Origin of the sequence: Chroogloeocystis siderophila 5.2 s.c.1, from assembly GCF_001904655.1 — a bacterium.
Lineage (GTDB): Bacteria > Cyanobacteriota > Cyanobacteriia > Cyanobacteriales > Chroococcidiopsidaceae > Chroogloeocystis > Chroogloeocystis siderophila.
This window is the reverse complement of sequence record NZ_MRCC01000011.1, coordinates 57,730-77,081: the sequence shown is the minus strand read 5'-3', so window position 1 is coordinate 77,081 and position 19,352 is coordinate 57,730. Positions and strand designations below refer to the sequence as shown.

The 19,352-nt window shown below is 43.7% G+C and carries 18 protein-coding genes; 8 read left to right on the top strand and 10 right to left on the bottom strand.

Annotation, left to right across the window (positions count from 1 at the left end):
• Nucleotides 1–91 precede the first annotated feature (91 nt).
• Complete coding sequence (locus tag NIES1031_RS14355) at nucleotides 92–1,114, bottom strand: glycosyltransferase family 2 protein (protein WP_073550217.1); 1,023 nt, start codon at nucleotides 1,112–1,114, stop codon at nucleotides 92–94.
• Between the two features lie 466 nt (nucleotides 1,115–1,580).
• Here NIES1031_RS14355 and NIES1031_RS14350 point away from each other — a divergent pair, with 466 nt between their 5' ends.
• Nucleotides 1,581–2,018: a peroxiredoxin gene (locus NIES1031_RS14350; protein ID WP_073550216.1), complete on the top strand. Its 438-nt coding sequence runs from the start codon at nucleotides 1,581–1,583 to the stop codon at nucleotides 2,016–2,018.
• Nucleotides 2,019–2,109: 91 nt separating this feature from the next.
• Here NIES1031_RS14350 and NIES1031_RS14345 read toward each other — a convergent pair whose 3' ends face one another.
• From NIES1031_RS14345 to NIES1031_RS14325, 5 genes are all read right to left on the bottom strand, one after another.
• Nucleotides 2,110–2,496 (bottom strand): hypothetical protein, encoded by a 387-nt coding sequence (locus tag NIES1031_RS14345; RefSeq protein ID WP_073550215.1) that lies wholly within the window; start codon nucleotides 2,494–2,496, stop codon nucleotides 2,110–2,112.
• 38 nt (nucleotides 2,497–2,534) lie between these two features.
• Complete coding sequence (locus tag NIES1031_RS14340; protein WP_073550213.1) at nucleotides 2,535–3,428, bottom strand: ABC transporter permease; 894 nt, start codon at nucleotides 3,426–3,428, stop codon at nucleotides 2,535–2,537.
• 84 nt (nucleotides 3,429–3,512) lie between these two features.
• Nucleotides 3,513–4,532, bottom strand: a complete 1,020-nt coding sequence (locus tag NIES1031_RS14335; RefSeq protein WP_073550212.1) for an ABC transporter ATP-binding protein — start codon at nucleotides 4,530–4,532, stop codon at nucleotides 3,513–3,515.
• A gap of 131 nt (nucleotides 4,533–4,663) precedes the next feature.
• Nucleotides 4,664–5,611, bottom strand: coding sequence for a heme o synthase (locus tag NIES1031_RS14330; protein ID WP_073550211.1), 948 nt, complete (start codon nucleotides 5,609–5,611; stop codon nucleotides 4,664–4,666).
• Nucleotides 5,612–5,729: 118 nt separating this feature from the next.
• A complete protein-coding gene (locus tag NIES1031_RS14325) occupies nucleotides 5,730–6,677 on the bottom strand; it encodes a COX15/CtaA family protein (protein WP_073550209.1) in 948 nt (315 codons plus the stop codon).
• A gap of 506 nt (nucleotides 6,678–7,183) precedes the next feature.
• On the opposite strand from NIES1031_RS14325, the gene NIES1031_RS14320 reads away from it, so the two are divergent.
• The 3 genes from NIES1031_RS14320 (at nucleotide 7,184) to NIES1031_RS14310 (ending at nucleotide 10,776) form a co-directional block, all read left to right on the top strand.
• On the top strand, nucleotides 7,184–8,272 hold the full coding sequence (locus NIES1031_RS14320; protein ID WP_073550207.1) for a cytochrome c oxidase subunit II: 1,089 nt from the start codon (nucleotides 7,184–7,186) through the stop codon (nucleotides 8,270–8,272).
• Between the two features lie 58 nt (nucleotides 8,273–8,330).
• A complete protein-coding gene (gene ctaD, locus NIES1031_RS14315; RefSeq protein ID WP_073550205.1) occupies nucleotides 8,331–10,082 on the top strand; it encodes a cytochrome c oxidase subunit I in 1,752 nt (583 codons plus the stop codon).
• Between the two features lie 73 nt (nucleotides 10,083–10,155).
• Entirely contained in the window at nucleotides 10,156–10,776 is a 621-nt protein-coding gene (locus tag NIES1031_RS14310; protein ID WP_073550204.1) for a cytochrome c oxidase subunit 3, read from the top strand.
• Between the two features lie 157 nt (nucleotides 10,777–10,933).
• On the opposite strand, the gene NIES1031_RS14305 is transcribed toward NIES1031_RS14310, so the two are convergent.
• Entirely contained in the window at nucleotides 10,934–12,136 is a 1,203-nt protein-coding gene (locus NIES1031_RS14305) for a helix-turn-helix domain-containing protein (protein ID WP_073550203.1), read from the bottom strand.
• A gap of 660 nt (nucleotides 12,137–12,796) precedes the next feature.
• On the opposite strand from NIES1031_RS14305, the gene NIES1031_RS14300 reads away from it, so the two are divergent.
• Nucleotides 12,797–13,015: a hypothetical protein gene (locus NIES1031_RS14300; RefSeq protein ID WP_073550308.1), complete on the top strand. Its 219-nt coding sequence runs from the start codon at nucleotides 12,797–12,799 to the stop codon at nucleotides 13,013–13,015.
• 74 nt (nucleotides 13,016–13,089) lie between these two features.
• On the opposite strand, the gene NIES1031_RS14295 is transcribed toward NIES1031_RS14300, so the two are convergent.
• Together NIES1031_RS14295 and NIES1031_RS23845 are read right to left on the bottom strand one after the other, a co-directional pair.
• Nucleotides 13,090–13,392 (bottom strand): hypothetical protein, encoded by a 303-nt coding sequence (locus NIES1031_RS14295; protein ID WP_073550202.1) that lies wholly within the window; start codon nucleotides 13,390–13,392, stop codon nucleotides 13,090–13,092.
• Between the two features lie 178 nt (nucleotides 13,393–13,570).
• The gene (locus tag NIES1031_RS23845) at nucleotides 13,571–13,744 is read right to left on the bottom strand and encodes a chlorophyll a/b-binding protein (protein ID WP_015190765.1); all 174 of its coding nucleotides are present in this window, start codon (nucleotides 13,742–13,744) and stop codon (nucleotides 13,571–13,573) included.
• Nucleotides 13,745–13,957: 213 nt separating this feature from the next.
• Between NIES1031_RS23845 and ald the strand changes: the two genes are divergently transcribed.
• From ald to NIES1031_RS14280, 3 genes are all read left to right on the top strand, one after another.
• Nucleotides 13,958–15,049, top strand: coding sequence for an alanine dehydrogenase (ald, locus tag NIES1031_RS14290; protein ID WP_073550200.1), 1,092 nt, complete (start codon nucleotides 13,958–13,960; stop codon nucleotides 15,047–15,049).
• Between the two features lie 86 nt (nucleotides 15,050–15,135).
• Entirely contained in the window at nucleotides 15,136–16,005 is an 870-nt protein-coding gene (locus NIES1031_RS14285) for an MBL fold metallo-hydrolase (protein ID WP_073550198.1), read from the top strand.
• Nucleotides 16,006–16,436: 431 nt separating this feature from the next.
• Nucleotides 16,437–17,360: a DMT family transporter gene (locus tag NIES1031_RS14280; RefSeq protein ID WP_073550196.1), complete on the top strand. Its 924-nt coding sequence runs from the start codon at nucleotides 16,437–16,439 to the stop codon at nucleotides 17,358–17,360.
• 18 nt (nucleotides 17,361–17,378) lie between these two features.
• Here NIES1031_RS14280 and NIES1031_RS14275 read toward each other — a convergent pair whose 3' ends face one another.
• Nucleotides 17,379–19,064 (bottom strand): NAD-binding protein, encoded by a 1,686-nt coding sequence (locus NIES1031_RS14275; protein ID WP_073550194.1) that lies wholly within the window; start codon nucleotides 19,062–19,064, stop codon nucleotides 17,379–17,381.
• Nucleotides 19,065–19,352: the final 288 nt, after the last annotated feature.

Here is a 19,352-nt window from a genome sequence, read left to right as displayed (position 1 = left end):
CGTAGGAAAAATTATTTCAGTCAGATAAACTTTTTAATAAGCGCATTCATAGCGAGCGCCACTAACACAAAAGCTAGGTTGCAAATACCAACTATGAAGTTTGGCTAAAAGCGAATCGCTTGTTTTGACGCCAATAATGACGACCTGTCCCAATCGCGTAGGCTAAACCGCAGTAGAAGTAGTAAAGCCAGTGCCAAGGAATCACCCGCAGCGCAAACCACCAACCGCGCTGGCGTACAAAAAATTGGTAAACTGGAGCATTGAGGAAAAGTAGCAATCCGCTTAATAACACAACAACGCCCAGCAAATTTGTCCACCACGCACTACCAATGACTGCACCCAGCAATGCAAAGGTTAAAACAACACTCAGACGGCTAGAAAGTTGTAAGTTTAAATCATTGAGTGGTTGGCGATCGCGTAAAATTAACTCAGTCCAAGGCAGCGCACGATAGAAAAAGTCTGCGCGCAGTAAGGATATAACTCCCCAGCGTTTTAAGTGTTTAACTTGCAGCGATTTGCAAAGTTTAATTGTGTAACCAGCTTGCTTTAATCGATAGCCTAATTCGATGTCTTCAATAGTGGGACGTCGGTAACGATTATCAAAACCACCTACTGCGAAAAAAACTTCACGACGAATCGCACCACAAGCCCCCCAGAAAGTAGACGCATCCTCACACGCTGTTTGATGAACGTAGTGATGCAAGAGATTTTTGTACTGCGACAGAAAATTTTTAGCACCAGGCGCATCATCATAAGAACCAATCAATGCTGCTAATTCTGGTTCGCAACTAAATGCGATCGCAACTTGGCGAATCGTATCAGGATAAATTGTGACATCGGCATCTACGAAGAAAAGTATATCACCCGTAGCAGCCTGCGCACCTAAATTACGTGCTTTTGCGGGTCCACTACATACAGGAAGTTTCAGTACTTTTACGGAATATTCTTGTGCTATAGACCAAGAGCCATCGGTATCTCCATCAGCTACAACAATAACTTCATGCGGAGGAGGAACAGCAGCCATGATGCTAGACAAGCAACGGCGGAAACTCTCACCCCCATTGTGGACTGGAACGATTACAGAAACGGAGAGTTGTTTATTAGAGGAAGGCATTCTTAGGAAAACCTGAACCTAGATTTACTAGGTGAAACTCTGCCTATAGTAGGTGTTTGTTAAAACCAAAACCAAACTATACTTAAGTTGCGTAATTTCACCCGTTAATTAGTTACCAACTTAACTATCAGAAATTCCTTCGTCTAGATTCACCTCCGCATTTTCACGGTTAATTTACAGTGTTGTGAGTTTTTACTAGTGTTGTTTATCACACCTTAACAATTGGTAGAGCTTTTTTAAAAATGTATTTTAGCTAACAACATGTAGCCAATTGACTATTGATCAATTCATAGATAAACGCACTAAGCCCGCCTCATGTAGACAGATAAGGCATAGCTTACCCTCTCACACCTTGAAACGAGGATGCGGAAATCTATAATCAATTGCCGGAAAGCTTTAAATAGACGAAAACGGTAGAATAACCTTAGTAATTAGCTCAACAATTAAATCTTAGCGAGATATTAATATGACTCTAGCCGTTGGTACTGATGCTCCTAGCTTTACTGCCAAAGATACAAATGGCAATACTGTCTCACTATCTGACTTTGCTGGGAAAACAGTAGTTTTGTACTTCTATCCAAAAGACGACACCCCTGGTTGCACTAAGCAAGCTTGTAGCTTTCGCGATGCTCGAACCGAATATCAAAGCAAAGATATTGTTGTTTTGGGTGTAAGTAAAGACGACGAAGCTTCACACCAACAGTTTACGCAGAAGTACAATTTGAATTTTCCGCTGCTAGCTGATACGGATGGCTCAATTATCAAAGCTTACGATGTAGATGGTGGCGGCTATGCTAAGCGCGTAACTTACGTCATCGATCCGAATGGCAAGATCATTCATATAGATAGTGCAGTAAATACGTCAACTCACGCTAGTGACGTGTTAGCAGCACTAGGACTGTAAAAAATTAAGCCACAAAGAATAATATGCTTTGTGGCTATTCTGCAGGAACACTATAAAGTTTTGGAAAATTTACTTTGCCAAGCTTATAAACTTAATTATCCAAACGAATTGTGGGTGATGGAGCAGAGTTAGGGGGAGTAGCTTGCTGCTGACGAGATTGTTGCATTAATTGTCTTTGTCGCGCGCGAAACGCCTCTGCTGCTGAATTGATATTCTGATTTTGTTCATTCGCGTATTCGTAAGGATCGCGCATCGTTCCCATTTGAGCGCGGTGAATTAAGTCAAACATCCCAAAAGAGTCATTCGTGTTTTGGCTGGAGAAGGGATCGTTATTGCGTTCTCTTCTAAAAATCTCTTGAGGATCTGCACTATTTGTGGCTTGAGCCAAGCTTGGTTTGGGTAGAAGCAAAGATGCTAGACCAACTCCAGCGAGTGTACCTAAAAGGATTTGAGTAAGCAAGATGCGGGGTAGTTCCATAATGTTGATCGGGTAAACATAGTTTTGATGCTTATATCTTACGTAAGTGACTTACGTAATAGTGGTTGAATGCTAAGTAAGGCAACAAGGCTAAAGCCAAGTAATACTAGCAACGCTCCACCAAAAGTAATTGTTCCCCAAGGTGCTTGCATGACTATACTACTCAAGTTCCAATCGCTGTGAGTATAGAGATAGCGAATCGGCTCGATCGCATAACTTAGAGGATTTAGTGACGCCACAACTTGCAACCACTTAGGCATAAAAGACAGGGGAGCTAACGCCGTACTTGCAAAAAGTAAAGGCAAGTTTGTTACGAAAATAACAGCAATTAATTCAATATGACCAGGTAATGCAAACGCTAAGCCTAAGCTTAATGCAGTGACGCCTAAAGCAAGTAAAAAGACAACTAAGGTAATCACACCCAATCCTGTGACATCGGGTAGCCCAGCCCCTAGAAACGCTGCTGCGGCAACAATAACAGCAGCTTGCAGTAAACTTTGAGTAATAATAAAGATTGCTGAAGCTAAAACAATCGAGAACCGAGACGCTAGCGGTGCGACGAGTAGGCGATTGAGAAAGCCAAACTCGCGGTCAAACATTACAGGTAATCCGGCATTCAGCGCACCCCCGAAGGCAGTAAAAACAATCACGCCAGCACCGAGAAACTGCGCATAACTTTGACTATTGCCAAACAATCCTGGCGGTGCGTTTTGAAACAGTGCGCCAAATAAAATAAGCCACATAACAGGCTGAATAATACCAGCAACTAACGTTGAGGGACGTCGTTGTAACTGAATAAATAGCCTACGTGTTAGCGCTAATGTCTCCTGAACTAATTCATTCAAGATCGAAGTAGCACCAGTATCTAATTGCGGTGATGCTACTTGCTGCCAGTCAATTTCGGATTTAGGAGGTGTAACAGTACGACTCATAATAATTTTAGATTTAGGATTATGAAGAAGGAGTCGGGGATCAGCGGTCGGAGGTCAGAGAAAAAGTACGCGATCGCTATTTATTCATCGCATATTCTGCTTGCGTTCTGCCTTAGGATCGCGGCTTCCTACGGCGGCAAGTTCAGCATCCATTAATGTTCTTCCCGTTGCAGCTAGATACACATCATCTAAGCTAGGGCGCGACTGGGCAATCCCAAAAATGGGTAAACCTGCAGAGTTAAGCGATTGCTGAACGGCGCTTAAGGCATTATTTTGTGGCGTGACGACTAAATTCAGCGAATTACCTTGGGCGCTATTGATAATCACTTCTTGCACAAACGGCAAGTTTTCGAGTAAGTTTTTTGCTTTACTCGCTTCTTCTTCTGGAGAAAACTCGCGAATGCGGAGCGTAATACGATCGCCACCGACGCGATCTTTTAATTCTGAAGGCGTTCCTACCGCAATCACCTTACCGCGATCAATAATCGCGACGCGGTCTGCTAAAGCGTCAATTTCTTCCAAATAATGACTTGTAATTAATACTGTCGTTCCTGCTTCGCGAATTCGGCGTAAGAAATTCCAAACGACAAACCGACTTTCGATATCAAGTCCTGCTGTAGGCTCATCTAGAATAAGGACATCTGGTGCATGAAGTAAACCCGCAGCCAGGTCTAAACGCTTGCGAATGCCTCCTGAATACGTTCCTGTGCGCTTATCTGCCCATTCTTCTAAGCCTAGTAAATTAATGACAGTTTCAATTCTTTCTTTTGCGGCTGTCTTGGGCAAATGATACAGTGCTGCTTGTAGTTGCAACAATTCGCGTCCGGTAAGCATTTTGTCTAGTGCGACTTCCTGAGCGACATAACCTAATTTTTTTCTAGCTTCTCTAGGAGAGTCTACAACTGAGATTCCTGATACAGCAATGTGCCCTGCATCCGGTTTCGCAAGCGTACATAAAACGCGTAGCGTTGTTGTTTTTCCTGCGCCATTGGGACCTAAGATTCCAAAGATTTCTCCTGGTTCAACTTGAAAGGAGATATCTTTAACAGCTTCGGTTGAGCCGTAGCGTTTCTTTAAATTTTCGATTAAAACCGCAGGAGCCATAAGTTATATCTCTGCTGGTAAAAAGATACAATTCTATACAATTCTCATTTCTATTTTAAGCCCTGATTGCGGTTGAGATCGCGATTGTTGTAAATTCAAAGATTCAAGGTGGGCTTTTGCCCACCATTTAGCTATTGTCCGCTAAAAGCCATTACAGTGGTCGTCACTTGATGCGTAATTGGCAAACTATCGATCACCATACCCGCACACAGTAGCATCATATAAAGAATCGAGTAGAGAAACAGCGATCGCGCTTGTTGTTGGTTGCTCGAATCGTGGAGTAATGCCCAAGCTTTTTTAATAAAGATACTCCCCAACACCAACGCGATACCGGCGTAGACAATCCCTGATACGTGCAACGGATAAACAAGGAGTAGCGTAGTAGGAATCAATATCAGCGTATATAACCAAATTTGCCGAGTTGTTGCTGTATCGCCCGCAATTACAGGTAACATAGGCACTCCAACTTTGGCATAGTCATCGCGGATCATGAGTGCTAGCGCCCAAAAGTGTGGTGGAGTCCACAAAAACACGATCGCAAAGATTACCCAAGCAGGTAAGCCGAGCGAACCAGTAGCTGCTGCCCAACCGACGAGCGCGGGAATTGCTCCTGCTGCACCACCAATCACGATATTTTGTGTCGTATGGCGTTTGAGCAAGTGGGTGTAGATGCCGACATAGAAGACAATGCCCGACATGGCTAACAACGCGCTGAGTAAGTTGGCAAATACGGCAAGTAAAGTAAAAGAAATCACTGCTAGGGCGATCGCAAAAATCAGGGCATCGCGTGGTTGAACTCGTCCTGATGGTAGGGGACGGTGGCGAGTGCGCTCCATATCATAATCAATGTCGCGATCGTAGATGCAGTTAATTGTTTGTGCTGCGCCAGCTGCGAAAGTTCCACCGCTTAAGGTTGCCACGAGCAGTACAGGGTCTACTTTTCCCTGGGATGCAATCCACATACTCGCAGCCGTTGTAATGAGTAAAAGTGGAATAATTCTTGGCTTCGTTAGCTGGTAGTAGCTTTGAATAACTTGAAAAAAGTTTTGATGATGGCGCGAGACACTCGTCTCAATCATATTTGCACCAGTTCCTTACTGTTGAAACAACACACAGCCAACGAGCAAGCAAATTTTGCACAGGCAGAAATTGCCTTTGTTAACAAAATTGCTGTTTGCGCTTCTGTTGGCTGCAATTTTATAAATTTGATGGTTCAGTCGTGGGTATGGCAATACTGCTTGTTGCGCGATCGCGTAAGCCCAGTACGGTAAAAACAACGAGCGATCCCAGCAAAACAGCACCGACAACTTGGTGCGCTACTGTGAGTGGCTCGACTTGCAGGTGCAAGCGGAAGGTCGCTATCCCGAGTAAGATTTGTAAAAAGAGCAAGCCACCTGCCATATTAGCAAGTTGCCGTAAAGCTGGGTGCAATGCCGGAGTTCGCCACGCGAAAAAGACAACCGCAATAATTGCTAGTGTGGACGGAATAACACCACCGATATGACTATACATGACGCTACACAAGGCATTACCCGCAAAACACTGATGCAGCGCCCAGCGCGATGCGACTAATGCGCCCATCAAGCTTTGTAGATAAACGGTAATTGCAGCAATCAAACCTATCCAAGGCAAGTTTCCTGCTGTACCAGTACCTTGATAGCGAACGAGTGCGCTGCCGATCACCAGTAGCGTGACAAAAAACAACAGTGCCGTACCTAAGTGCGCTGTGACAATATCAAATCGCAATAGTTCGGTGACAGTCAGTCCGCCAAGAACGCCTTGCAAGACAACTAAACCAAGCGCAAATGTTGCTGCCCAAGGAAGCCACTGCGGTAATGCATGGCGGTTCCACCACGACAAACTCGCGAGGGCGATCGCACCCAAACCTACCATGGCTGCGTCCAAACGATGAAACCACTCCAGAAAGACTTGGAAATTCATTTGTTTTGTCGGGACAAGCTCGCCGTAGCACAAAGGCCAATCGGGACAAGCAAGCCCAGCATTCATTACGCGGGTGGCACTACCAATTGCCATCAAAATTAAGGTCGCGATCGCAATTTTCCATACGAGCCGCCGGATTCGTTCTTTTGGCTGCGACTGCTCACCACCCGTTACAGTTTGTTGATGCAGGACGGATTCGGTCATGAACGATACCTTCTGCCTGATTGAAAGCTATTAAAGTTAATGTTTTTGTGACTATCTGCTCATCTCCACGCTAGCGCATTACTAACAGAAAATGAGCTACATTGAGCTTTGACTGTGATTGATGATTATCCTGTGTAGTCCGAAAATTACAATTGGCGACTTGTTCAAGTTTGCTTGTATCAATGACTCAACAAGGGTCAGGGATCGGGGAGCGGAGGTCAGAGAATCCTCATGAATACATTCGTGCTTGTTGTACTTTTTTTAAGGTCGGGTTCTTCCCTATTACCCTGACCTCTTCAAAGGTCAGTGAACAACACAATTTACTTTGCTTAACATCTGCCAGAGGTGATACTAGAGAAAGACGCTAGGCAAACCTTATTGAGCGATCCCAAAGAAATTAGTAAAAAACCTTTCTTGGCTCGACGGTAGTTTGTCCCTACACTACCGTGGTAGATAAGCAGAGCTAACAATAGAAGTAAGAAGTAAAGTCACTAAATAGCTAAACCGTGAACATTCCATCCTCGATCTGGACATTACTCGTTGGTATCGTCGTCACCATAGTCAGCCTTTGGTACGGTCAGAATCATGGTCTACTGCCAACCCCAGCATCAGACGAAGCTGAGTTAGTAGATGGGCTATTCAATGCGATGTTGACCATCTCCACAGGTTTGTTTCTAATTGTGGAAGGTGCCTTAATCTACTCTGCGATTCGCTATCGTCGTCGTCCTGGTGACGATTCTGATGGATCACCCATTTTCGGCAATATTCCACTAGAAATCTTATGGACGGCAGTACCGGCTATTATTGTTATCGGAATTGCAATTTACAGCTTTGATGTCTATAACTCGATTGGGGGGTTTAGTCCGCATAGCGTTCATGATGCCCCAATTGAAGAACAAGCTGTGAGAATGCCAGGAGCCGCGATCGCTGCAACGCTGAGCGATACATCGCCAAACACAGATTCTAACCTCAACCAGGAAAAATCTGATGCGGCAATGCAAGACCCAGCAACCGCAGCAGTTCGCAACGCTGACCAAATTCCTCAAAGACAAAATGCGCCTGGCGTTGGGGTTGTTTCTCCTACAATTGGTGCAAGCCCTGATAAAGAAGGAACACCTCCAGCACTGACGGTTAACGTTACAGGATTGCAGTACGCGTGGATCTTTACCTATCCCGATACAGGAATTACTACAGGCGAATTACATGTTCCTGTAGGGCGCGAAGTTCAAATCAGCATGACAGCAAACGATGTAATCCACGCTTTTTGGGTTCCAGAATTACGCCTAAAGCAAGATGCGATTCCTGGGAGACAGTCAGAAATTCGCTTTACCCCAAAAACTGTCGGTGAGTATAAGCTAATCTGTGCTGAACTTTGCGGTCCATATCACGGTGCAATGAATACACAATTTGTCATTGAGACACCAGAAGCATTTGAGCAGTGGCAAAAAGAACAGCAAGTCGCCAGTCTCGATTTGCAGCAGCTAGTTGCAGTTAATTCAGCAGATTTATCTCCCGCAGAATTTTTAGCTCCTTACGTTAGTGATTTGGGCATTCAACCAGAAATGCTCCACCAAGTCCATCACACTCACCATTAAAGGTGTTAGGGGTTAAATATCATACCCCTACTCCCTACTTTCTACTTCCTCTTTCGTCATGACACAAGCACAGCTACAAGAAGGCGCTAACATTTCTGCCCTAAGTGAGGAACCAGGGGGAAGAAAATGGCGCGATTACTTCAGCTTTAATACCGATCACAAAGTCATCGGCATTCAATACCTCGTCACAACGTTTATCTTTTACTGTATCGGTGGTGTTTTAGCTGACTTAGTACGAACCGAACTCAAAACACCAGAAACAGATTTTGTCAGTCCAGAAGTTTACAACAGCTTGTTTACGCTCCACGCGACGATTATGATTTTCCTGTGGATCGTACCCGCAGGCGCTGGATTTGCGAATTATCTCATCCCTCTGATGATCGGGGCGAAGGATATGGCATTTCCACGCTTGAACGCCGTTGCCTTCTGGATGATTCCACCTGCTGGTTTGTTACTCATCAGCAGCTTATTGATTGGTGATGCCCCCGATGCGGGTTGGACGTCTTATCCACCGTTAAGTTTGGTAACGGGACAGGTAGGCGAAGCGATCTGGATTATGAGCGTCCTGTTGCTAGGAACCTCATCAATTCTGGGCGCAATCAACTTTCTAGTGACCATCTGGAAAATGCGCATCCCAGGAATGACGGTCAATCAAATGCCGTTGTTTTGTTGGTCAATGATTGCGACTTCGGCAATTACATTGCTTTCGACTCCTGTACTCGCCGGTGCGTTAATTCTGTTGGCATTTGATTTACTCGCAGGTACAACGTTTTTTAATCCAACTGGCGGTGGCGATCCAATTGTTTACCAGCATATGTTCTGGTTTTATTCGCACCCAGCAGTTTATATTATGATCTTGCCCTTTTTCGGGCTAATCTCGGAAATTTTGCCTGTCCACGCGCGTAAACCTGTTTTCGGTTATCAGGCGATCGCCTACTCAAGTTTGGCAATTAGCTTCTTGGGCTTGATCGTCTGGGCACACCATATGTTTACTAGTGGTATTCCTGGGTGGTTGCGGATGTTCTTTATGATCACAACGATGATCATCGCTGTACCCACAGGGATCAAAGTTTTTAGCTGGGTAGCCACAGTTTGGGGTGGTAAACTACGCCTCAACAGCGCGATGCTCTTTGCCATGGGCTTTGTCGGAACGTTTGTAATCGGTGGAATTAGCGGCGTTATGTTAGCTGCTGTACCCTTTGATATTCACGTTCATGATACGTATTTTGTCGTAGCTCACCTGCACTACGTTCTATTTGGCGGTAGCGTCCTAGGTATCTATGCAGGTTTCTACCACTGGTTCCCCAAAATGACTGGGCGCATGCTCAATGAGTTTTGGGGTAAGGTGCACTTTGCCCTCACAATTGTGGGCTTAAATATGACTTTCTTGCCGATGCACAAGTTGGGCATGATGGGTATGAACCGCCGAATTGCGGTATATGATCCTAAATTTGAAACGCTCAATTTCATCTGCACAATGGGTTCTTATCTGCTCGCCGTTTCTACTTTTCCATTTATTATTAACGCGATTTGGAGTTGGATGTACGGTCCGAAAGCAGCTAACAACCCTTGGCAAGCACTCACCTTAGAGTGGATGACAACTTCACCACCAGCCATCGAGAATTTTGACAAACTACCTGTTCTAGCAACCGGACCTTATGATTACGGTATGAGCAACGGTGACAATAAAGAAGTGGAAAATGTACCCTTCTCAGATGAAAAAGAACCTGCTTTAGCAGCTGGTCCTAATTCAGCGTTACGTGCTGATCCCGATCCTAAGGTTGCTGCTAACCCAGAAGACCGCAAGTAACTCGATGAATTGTGAGGGATGATTATGAGTCGCTCACAATTCATTACCCGTACATTTGTTATTTAATGAAATCATGCAAAGTCAAACACTTGACCCAGCAAAAACAGCGCTTAACTATCACCACACTGAAGCCGCAGCGCACCACGAAGAACATCCAGACCATCGCATTACTGGACTCATTATGTTTCTAGTTGCTGAAGGAATGATTTTCTTCGGTATGTTTGGTGCTTACTTAGCTTTTCGCTCGGTGCTACCATCATGGCCACCCGAAGGAACACCAGACTTAGAACTGCTGCTGCCTGGAGTCAATACCATAATTCTGATTTCCAGTAGTTTTGTGATTCACAATGCGGACACAGCAATTAAGAAAAATGACGTGTCTGGAATGCGTACGTGGTTAGCAATTACTGCGGCAATGGGCGCAATTTTCCTAGCCGGACAGCTTTACGAATACAGTAATTTGGAGTTCGGTCTCACGACAAATTTATTCGCTAGTGCGTTTTATGTTCTCACTGGCTTCCACGGATTGCACGTATTTATTGGACTCGTTGCAATTTTGGCAGTTTTGTGGCGATCGCGTGTTGCGGGCCACTATTCAAGTGAGAAACACTTTGGTGTAGAAGCAGCAGAAATCTACTGGCACTTTGTTGATGTGGTGTGGATTGTCCTATTTGGACTGCTGTACATCCTCTAAGTCATATTGGTAATCGTTTTTACTAGTCAGTAACCGCTAGCAAAACCCCAGAAAGGGGTTTTTTCTTTGTATATAGCAATCGCAGCGATACTCAGGATATGGTAGAAAATTAATTCTATTACTATAGCTTGCTTTTAACCCTGATCTTTGAACCCGACTACACGGTATAAACATCTTCTTCCGGCAGTTTATCAAACAAACTTTTTTCTTTCAAAATAATGTGATTGTTGCCATCAATGGCAATCTTCCCCTGTTCTTGCAGTTTTCCTAACAATCGCGTGATTGTGACTCTGGTTGTTGAACAAGCTTCGGCTAATTCTTGATGCGTGAACCGGACGCTTAAACGAGTTCCTTGAGCAGTTTGTTGCCCAACCTCGTGTTTTAGTAGCTGTAATAATTGCTCAAAACGATCTTTAACGCGTCTTTGCCCAAAAATAGCCAACAAAGCTTCGGTCTGCTGTAATCTTTGGTTGATTCGCGGTAAAACATTTGCAGCTAGCAACGGCGATGCGGCGAGTTCGCTAAAAGAATAACAGAGTAACTGAACTTGGGAAAGCGCGGTAGCTTGATACGTATGCAGCGAAGTTAACTCGACTCCAAATGGCATTCCAGGTCCTGCTAAGCCAACGACTACCTCTTCCCCAGTTTCGCTCAAAGTGCTTAGTTTCACAATTCCTTGGTGGACTTGCCAAATCATTTGCGGGTTAAGTGGTATGAGTTCACCCTTCAAATAAACAAACTTACGGCGATCGCCTGTTAAATCACTCACTTTTTCTTCGATTGGCTCTATCAAAGGCTGAGCTTCAGCAGTTGGACTTTGGCGAATACATATTTGCATTCGGCTTTTCTTACCTTCGTTGTCAATTGCGATCACGATTGTGAGTGCGACTTTTAATGGTTCGCTATTACGCGGGCAAAGATTCACTGTCCACTCGATTGATTCTTCTACCTGCTGCGGTTGCATCAACTTGCTATAAAGTGCTTGTCTATCGTTTTCAACAACAAACATCAGAAATGATTTGCCGACTAAAAAGCGCTGCGATACGTTCAACAGTTTAGCCGCCGCCCGATTGGCTTCCTCGATCCTTCCCGATTTATCTGTAATGATGTAACCCTCACAAGCAAAATCAAAGAGTTCTTGATAACGTCGGATCTGTAATTCCAGTGCTGTACGTGTCGCTATTAACTCTTCATTTTGTCGTTGTAGTTCATCTACCGTTACCTGTAGCTCTTCAGAAATAATGCCCAGATTCGTTAGCATGATCGGTAACATTTCTTTTGGAATTTCTGTTCCATTGTTCAATCGATACAAGCTTTCTATTTGTGTATAGATTTGTTTAACAAATTTATCTACATTCACGCGCTGCCTCCAACCGTGATGGTCATCTAGCTTGCAGGATAAATACTTTATTTGTGGTTTGACATTCTCCCAATTAGAGATTTATCGCTTGAAGTAGCGAGAGCGTTACAAAATTTAGAATAACTATTTTTCTCTAAGCTAAGGCTACTTGTTAACTGCAAGTGTAAAAATACTCAAAACAATTTTTGTATTTTTAGGAGTCCATGCAACTAACATCAAAACCCTTCTTTAGGAAGATGATTTAAACCAATATTTAAGTTGCTTTTACTCAAGGCTTAGCCAAGCCAAGAAAAGATTGTTAATCATTAATATTGTGTATCTCACAAGTTACTGCTTTTTCTATTAAATAACTAAATCTAAAACTTTTAACAAACAAATATATGTTTGTTATCCGAGTCTTACTGAATCAACTTATTTTATTTTAGATCAAAATCAATCTCAAATTTATAAAATATAGATTATTTCTTGACTGCAAAAAGAGTAATTTTCACCTTTTGTGATCGCTAACACCTACCATTTAAAGTGGAGAAAATAGATGATATTATATAATTTTCTCTAATTGGCTGTCGGGTGTTTAAAGTGATTCTTTTTTATATATAATATAGTTAAATTAGTAAGATGATTTTAGTTAAGTCTTTTTTTATAACTTCAGTCAAAAATATGAGCGAGTATAAAATTCACGATGAATACAGCTTGGCAGAAGCAGCTGACAGACTGGGAGAAAGAGCAATGGAACTAGGAATCATTTCTAGTTTTGTAGTGCGGCACTTCCCCGACAATAGACAATATTACATTCCCAATGAAAATGAATCCGAGCCACTTACTCCAGAAGAAGCTTATATGAAGTTGAAAAAACTCGTTGAATCAGCAGAAGCTTGAGTTGATTGCGACCCACACAAAACTGCTCGGTTGAGGAGTTTTCGCAACTAGTTGTAGGTTTGCTTCTGATTTTTTTAGTGGCGAGGGCGTTTCTTTGACACTTTTAACACGGGTAATGCTTGGTGCGAGCTACTACTACTAGGTGGTAAGTAACGCGGTGTATTCACTGATTCTGTTGGATAAGGGCGCTGCTGCTGTAACAACCACCAGCGTAAGCCAATCGCTATTCCTACAGTTACCAATCCAAACGCAAACAAAGACCAGCGATCGCCTAATCCACCAATGACAGCATCTACCGCTCCCATTGTCACCAATATACTGGGTAGCGGCTCTTTACGGTATGCAGACTTTATCAATTTCGGTATGGCTGCGTTCATCACAAATTAATACACTTGAGCTTAGCTATCATCTTAAGACCTACGTTTCTAAGATGGAGGTATCTTTATCTAATTTGCATCATTCCTGAAGATGGCAAAATTAATTTCTCTAAGGTTCACTGTCAAGTAGGTTTTGTTTCTACTAGTACTGATAACTTAGACGTAAGCGTCTTTTACTCTATTTTAGCCCAAGCCAAGCTAATACTCCTTTGCCTGTCAAGTATTCAATAACAATGAGGAGTAAAAAGCCAATCATTGCTGCTCTACCGTTTAAACGTTCGGCGTATTCGTTAAATCCAAACTTGGGTTCCTCTAAATTGGGCGTTGTTGTTGGTTGTGGTTGAGTTGTCATTTGTGAAACCTCGTTCAGATAGATTGGCTAGGAGAGTTGATTCAGAAGTCAAATTAGATTGTACCCAAAATTACGTTTTCTTTACATTTCTTTACTGTATTGTACAGATAAAATTGACAAAAGTAGGCTCAAGGCACGGTTCGGAAGCTTAATATGTCGCCACTGACAGAGCGATCGCGCTTAAGCTAAAAACAGATGAGAAGATGATAACCAATGGAAATCGGTGTTCCCAAAGAAACAAAGGATCAAGAATTTCGCGTGGGCTTAAGTCCGAGTAGTGTGCGAGTCCTCAAAGAGAATGGTCATAAGATTTTTGTAGAATCCCAAGCTGGTGTCGGTGCGGGTTTTACCGATGAAGACTATCGTCAAGTGGGAGCAGAAATTGTTTCTACACAAGAGGCTTGGAATCGGGAACTCGTTGTGAAAGTCAAAGAACCGCTTCAGCCAGAATATCGGTTTCTCCAAAAAGGGCAATTATTATTTACCTATTTGCATCTAGCCGCTGATCGCGCTTTAACCGAGCATTTAATTGATTGTGGCGTGACAGCGATCGCGTATGAAACTGTAGAAGTAACGAGTAGCACAAACAAGCTACCACTACTCACACCGATGAGTATTATTGCTGGGCGCTTATCAGTACAATTTGGCGCGCGGTTTCTAGAACGTCAACAAGGAGGGCGCGGGGTTTTGTTAGGGGGCGTTCCAGGTGTTCGACCTGCGCATGTTGTCGTTGTAGGTGGTGGCGTTGTTGGTACTGAAGCGGCGCGAATTGCTGTCGGAATGGGTGCGACTGTCCAAATTTTAGATGTAAACGTAGAGCGGTTATCTTATCTAGAAACAATCTTTGGCTCTAGAGTCGAGTTGCTTTATAGTAATTCTGCACAAATTGACGCTGTTGTTCCCGACGCAGATTTACTCATTGGTGCGGTCTTAGTTCCAGGGCGACGCGCGCCGATTCTGGTGAATCGCGAGTTAGTCGGGCGGATGCGTCCAGGATCGGTGATTGTTGATGTAGCGGTTGACCAAGGTGGTTGTATCGAGACGTTACGCGCGACAAGTCACACTAAGCCTACGTATGTGGAAGCAGGAGTCGTTCATTACGGTGTCCCGAATATGCCTGGGGCTGTACCATGGACGGCAACGCAAGCTTTAAATAATAGCACCTTACCTTATGTCGTGCAATTGGCGAATTTAGGAATGCAAGCTGTGACAACAAATCCGGCTTTAGCGGCGGGTGTAAACGTTCAAAATCATCGCCTCGTTCATCCTGCGGTACAAGAAGTGTTTCCTGACCTTGTTCCTTAGCAAAAAGGCAAACCAATGTCAATTGCGCTAGCCTAGGGATAACCAGTGACTTCTATGCTGTGTCGCTGCGTTCTAGAGGTTAGATTATGGTTCACCTAAATCAGCGTCGCCCGCAAAACGTGAGTGGAGACTTCTACGTTGATAACACGTGTATCGATTGCGATACTTGTCGTTGGATGACTCCAGAGGTATTTCGTCGTATTGGAGGACAGTCAGCAGTTTACCATCAGCCAGATAATGATATCGAGCGAATGCGATCGCTACAAGCACTCTTAGCGTGTCCCACAAGTTCGATTGGAACAGTAGAGAAGCCTCGCGATATTAAAGAAGCGCAACAAAGTTTTCCGATTCGAGTTGCGGCGAATGTATACCACTGCGGCTATCATGCAGAAAACTCCTATGGCGCAGCAAGTTACTTGATTGTCCGTCCCGAAGGTAATGTGATGGTCGATTCACCTCGATTTACATCACCCTTGGTGAAGCAAATCGAGAAATTAGGGAGAGTTCGCTATTTGTACCTGACGCATAAAGATGACGTCGCCGATCATCAGAAATACTACGAGCATTTAGAATGCGATCGCATTGTGCATCATGATGATGTCACCTCGAATACTCGCAGTGTAGAAATTCAACTAACAGGTTCAGAACCATTTCAACTCGCCTCAGACTTACTCATCATTCCTGTACCTGGACATACGAGAGGTCATACAGTTTTGCTCCACAAACAGTTCCTCTTTACTGGAGATCACCTAGCTTGGTCAGATAATCGTCATTCGCTCGTTGCTTGGCGCGATGTCTGCTGGTATTCTTGGTCAGAACAAATTAAATCAATGCGGAAGTTGACGAAATACGCTTTTGAGTGGGTATTACCAGGTCACGGACGCAGACATTATGCCGATGTTGATAAAATGCAATATTTGTTACACCAGTGTATTGCTGAGATGGAAGCAGCCTGAAGACAACACTTGCGCGAGAATAAAGGTGTAATGTGCTATTAGAAAAGTTATCAAAAATCAAAATTCTAACTCGATAAGCGAAGCGCGATCGCTGTTGAGTAGAATTTAAACGTATGGTCTTAAGTTCAAAAAAAATTACTTTAATTCATATTACTGGCTTATCTAGGGTACTTCTGTATACAGTAGAGCCTGTGGCTATTGCAAATAAGTGTCACAGCTAGGTGACTCATATTAGGTATTTTGGGCTTGGAAGCATCGAATTTAATGCTTCTGTTTGTGCTTACTGCGTGCGAACGTGGGTAATATTACAACAGTTCTTTGTATAAGCGGTGCTTACAGTCATGAAAGCATATTGCCTTCAAGTCTTCTTGAGTTTTGTTGTTTAGGTCTCCATAGACGGATCTTGCTGAATATAAATCTTGAAACATTTTATGACTGAATCGTTGTGGAGTAGCAAACGCTCATTTAATCTTCCTGAAGGAACGTACTTAATCATATTAGCTGCGGCAATTTATGGTTTAACCATCGTGCTAACGAAAGGTGCTTTAGAACAAATACCACCATTTACTTTGTTATGCATTCAAACCGCTTCAAGTGTGCTTTTCTTCTGGACAATCGTTATCTTCCAAGGTATTCAAGTTCCTTTGCGTTGGGCGACGCTCAAATTGAGCTTAGCAGGGCTACTTGAACCTGGGCTATCTCATATTTTCGGGATGTTTGGACTAGCGCTGACAACAGCGAGTAATGCAACGTTCATCAGTACAACAGAACCGGCGATGACAATGGCACTGTCATGGTGGATTCTGCGCGAACACTTCAATCTTTCTTTCGTTGGATTAGGATTGTTAGCTTGTGTTGGCGTGAGGTTTGTTGTCACTCCTGATGGAACTGCAATCACCTCAAGCTCAATCTGGGGAGATTTGCTTGTTTGTCTTAGTGTTTTGTTTGCTTCACTTTATGCGATTACGGCGGCGCGTTCAGTTCAACGCTTACATCCTGTAGTCTTAGCCGCCATTCAACAATCTATCGCACTCATTCTGTTTATTATGATGCTCGTTGGCGCATTTTGGTTAGGTTTTGAGTCTTTTGAATTTACACCTGCAATGTGGGGAAATTTACTAATTGCGATCGCTTCAGGCGCATTTGGCTATGGATTAGCGTTTCTCCTTTACCTTGCTGCGGTACGCTATCTCCCTGCAAGCAGACTGTCGCTTTACCTAACGCTGACTCCTGTGTTCGGTGCGATCAGTGCTTATTTTATACTGGGGGAGCGACTTTTAGTTTCACAAGGCTTCGGAGGTAGTTTGATTATCCTCGCAGTCACCGGTATTTCGTGTTTGCCGCATTCCAAGTAGTTGATTGTCAAAACTCGCTCAACTCACCATAATCTGAGAAGGTACAGCCCGCCACAACTGATCTAACCGATTTGCGGGCATAGTTAGATATAAGACATCGCCTGCGCTTAAATACGTACCTAATAAATCCCAGCCGTGGATCGTTTGGCAATTCGTTTCGATATACAGCGGGACAAAATCAGATTGCATTGCGGCTTCTTTAACGCGTTGACCGCAAAAAGGATGCGAAGGAGTGATTAAAGTTGCTAAAGCAACCCAAAGACTATCCGCCGTGATGCCATTGCCTAAAATTCTTCCGCCCAGCGCAGCGGCGGCAAAAGCTGGGGCTGCAAGTTCAGCAGGACTTAGCACCGCCTCGAATTCAAAGACTTGTTGCGCCATGTGCGCAAAATCTGGATGTTCGTAGCGGACAATCGTGGGAATACTCGGCATTAATGTTTTAGCATTCAGCGCAATTTCCAAATTAACCGCATCGTTACTGGTCACAATTAATAAAGCGCTTGCTGATTTGAGATTCGCGGCTTGTAATGTTTCCGGTAAACTCGCATCACCTTGAATCACTGGGACACCTAATCCACGGGCAGTATTGAGAAATCTGTTATTATGATCGCGTTCAATAACGACGACTTCGTGTCCACTCACATGGAATTGTTGAACAACTTGCACGCCCATGCCACCTAATCCGCAGACAATATAATGATGGCGTTGCGGAACTCGTGCCGCATCCCAAAACTGTTTGAAGCGCGTACCCAAAACAAAATCGTTGAGTAACGCATAGCAAATTCCAATAATACCTGCGCCAATTAACATCATAAACGCGGTAAAGACTTTGATGCTGTCTGACGCTTTTTCGACAACTTCTTCTTTACCGCCAGCACCTGTAATCATCCCAACCGAAAAATATAAAGCATCAATAATCGAAGTGTTTAAATCAAAACAAATATAAGTGAGCGTCGCAGTAAAAATAGTGATCAGCAGAACTAACGTCACAACCATTAACGATTGCCCGTGCTGGCGAAATTGACGTAGGTTAGTAATGACTTTCAGCAGTTTAGACAGCGCTGATTTACGCATTGTGCGGATACTTGGTTGGGTACCAACGATCAGGCGATCGCCAACTTGCAACTGTTGTCCTGAACTGACTGCACAAACAAGATCAATTTCTCCACATACTGGTAGATAGTAAATCAACATCCGCGTGCGATCGTCCCATAAATCACTCAACAGTCGCCCGCGCCAGGGATGATTTTCATGAATGTATTCTTCTTGAATAGGCCATGTTTGATTAAATAGTTTGAGTTGCCCGATCGCGCGATTTCCAAGCGCGGCAAAGTAAAATACCGGTGCGGCTAAACCTGAAACACTCATACTAACGTGATCCGGCAAGGTGTGGTCGAGGCGATCGCCTAAGTTGGCATTAAATAAGCGATTGATAATCCGAATTCGAGGATTAAGTACGCGTGCTTGAATTAGAATTGCCAAATTCAGCGCATCATCACTGTTTGCTAGTACCAGTGTTTGCGCCGTTTCAATGCTTGCCGCTTGTAAAGTCGCCGCAGCCTGAAGATCGCCGACGATGATCGTTTCTTCTTTAGGAATCGGCTGGTGATGAATTCCTACGACACTTGCTCCTTGTTGCCTAAGTAAACAAAAGATTTTGTAGCCCGTGCGTTCTAGGCCGCAGACAATAATCCGAGGTTTCATATCTTAATCGCAACCAACAGTAGTAAGCGAAAGTAACTTACTGTTGTCTAAATCACCATTTTTGACTACTAGCAGCGCGGATACTGTAGCTGAAAACACTGCTACTCAAAGTTGTTATTCACAAAAATAGTTTGACTTATGAGCCTCTATTTGGGGTTACTAATTGCTAATGGGTCATTGTTGATGGCTATGAGTGCCTAACTACTCAATGTGACGACTATAACTTTTTGCAATCTCGCTGTACGTGAAGAAAAATTAACTATTGTTGGTAAATAAATTTGCACAAAA

What these genes read in the sequence shown, in the direction of transcription:
- NIES1031_RS14355 (WP_073550217.1), bottom strand. Translation starts at nt 1,114, where the DNA reads ATGCCTTCCTCTAATAAACAACTCTCCGTTTCTGTAATCGTTCCAGTC.
- NIES1031_RS14285 (WP_073550198.1), top strand. Translation starts at nt 15,136, where the DNA reads ATGGTTCACCTAAATCAGCGTCGCCCGCAAAACGTGAGTGGAGACTTC.
- NIES1031_RS14335 (WP_073550212.1), bottom strand. Translation starts at nt 4,532, where the DNA reads ATGGCTCCTGCGGTTTTAATCGAAAATTTAAAGAAACGCTACGGCTCA.
- NIES1031_RS14350 (WP_073550216.1), top strand. Translation starts at nt 1,581, where the DNA reads ATGACTCTAGCCGTTGGTACTGATGCTCCTAGCTTTACTGCCAAAGAT.
- NIES1031_RS14345 (WP_073550215.1), bottom strand. Translation starts at nt 2,496, where the DNA reads ATGGAACTACCCCGCATCTTGCTTACTCAAATCCTTTTAGGTACACTC.
- NIES1031_RS14295 (WP_073550202.1), bottom strand. Translation starts at nt 13,392, where the DNA reads ATGAACGCAGCCATACCGAAATTGATAAAGTCTGCATACCGTAAAGAG.
- NIES1031_RS14330 (WP_073550211.1), bottom strand. Translation starts at nt 5,611, where the DNA reads ATGATTGAGACGAGTGTCTCGCGCCATCATCAAAACTTTTTTCAAGTT.
- NIES1031_RS23845 (WP_015190765.1), bottom strand. Translation starts at nt 13,744, where the DNA reads ATGACAACTCAACCACAACCAACAACAACGCCCAATTTAGAGGAACCC.
- NIES1031_RS14325 (WP_073550209.1), bottom strand. Translation starts at nt 6,677, where the DNA reads ATGACCGAATCCGTCCTGCATCAACAAACTGTAACGGGTGGTGAGCAG.
- NIES1031_RS14310 (WP_073550204.1), top strand. Translation starts at nt 10,156, where the DNA reads ATGCAAAGTCAAACACTTGACCCAGCAAAAACAGCGCTTAACTATCAC.
- NIES1031_RS14275 (WP_073550194.1), bottom strand. Translation starts at nt 19,064, where the DNA reads ATGAAACCTCGGATTATTGTCTGCGGCCTAGAACGCACGGGCTACAAA.
- ctaD (WP_073550205.1), top strand. Translation starts at nt 8,331, where the DNA reads ATGACACAAGCACAGCTACAAGAAGGCGCTAACATTTCTGCCCTAAGT.
- NIES1031_RS14300 (WP_073550308.1), top strand. Translation starts at nt 12,797, where the DNA reads ATGAGCGAGTATAAAATTCACGATGAATACAGCTTGGCAGAAGCAGCT.
- NIES1031_RS14340 (WP_073550213.1), bottom strand. Translation starts at nt 3,428, where the DNA reads ATGAGTCGTACTGTTACACCTCCTAAATCCGAAATTGACTGGCAGCAA.
- ald (WP_073550200.1), top strand. Translation starts at nt 13,958, where the DNA reads ATGGAAATCGGTGTTCCCAAAGAAACAAAGGATCAAGAATTTCGCGTG.
- NIES1031_RS14280 (WP_073550196.1), top strand. Translation starts at nt 16,437, where the DNA reads ATGACTGAATCGTTGTGGAGTAGCAAACGCTCATTTAATCTTCCTGAA.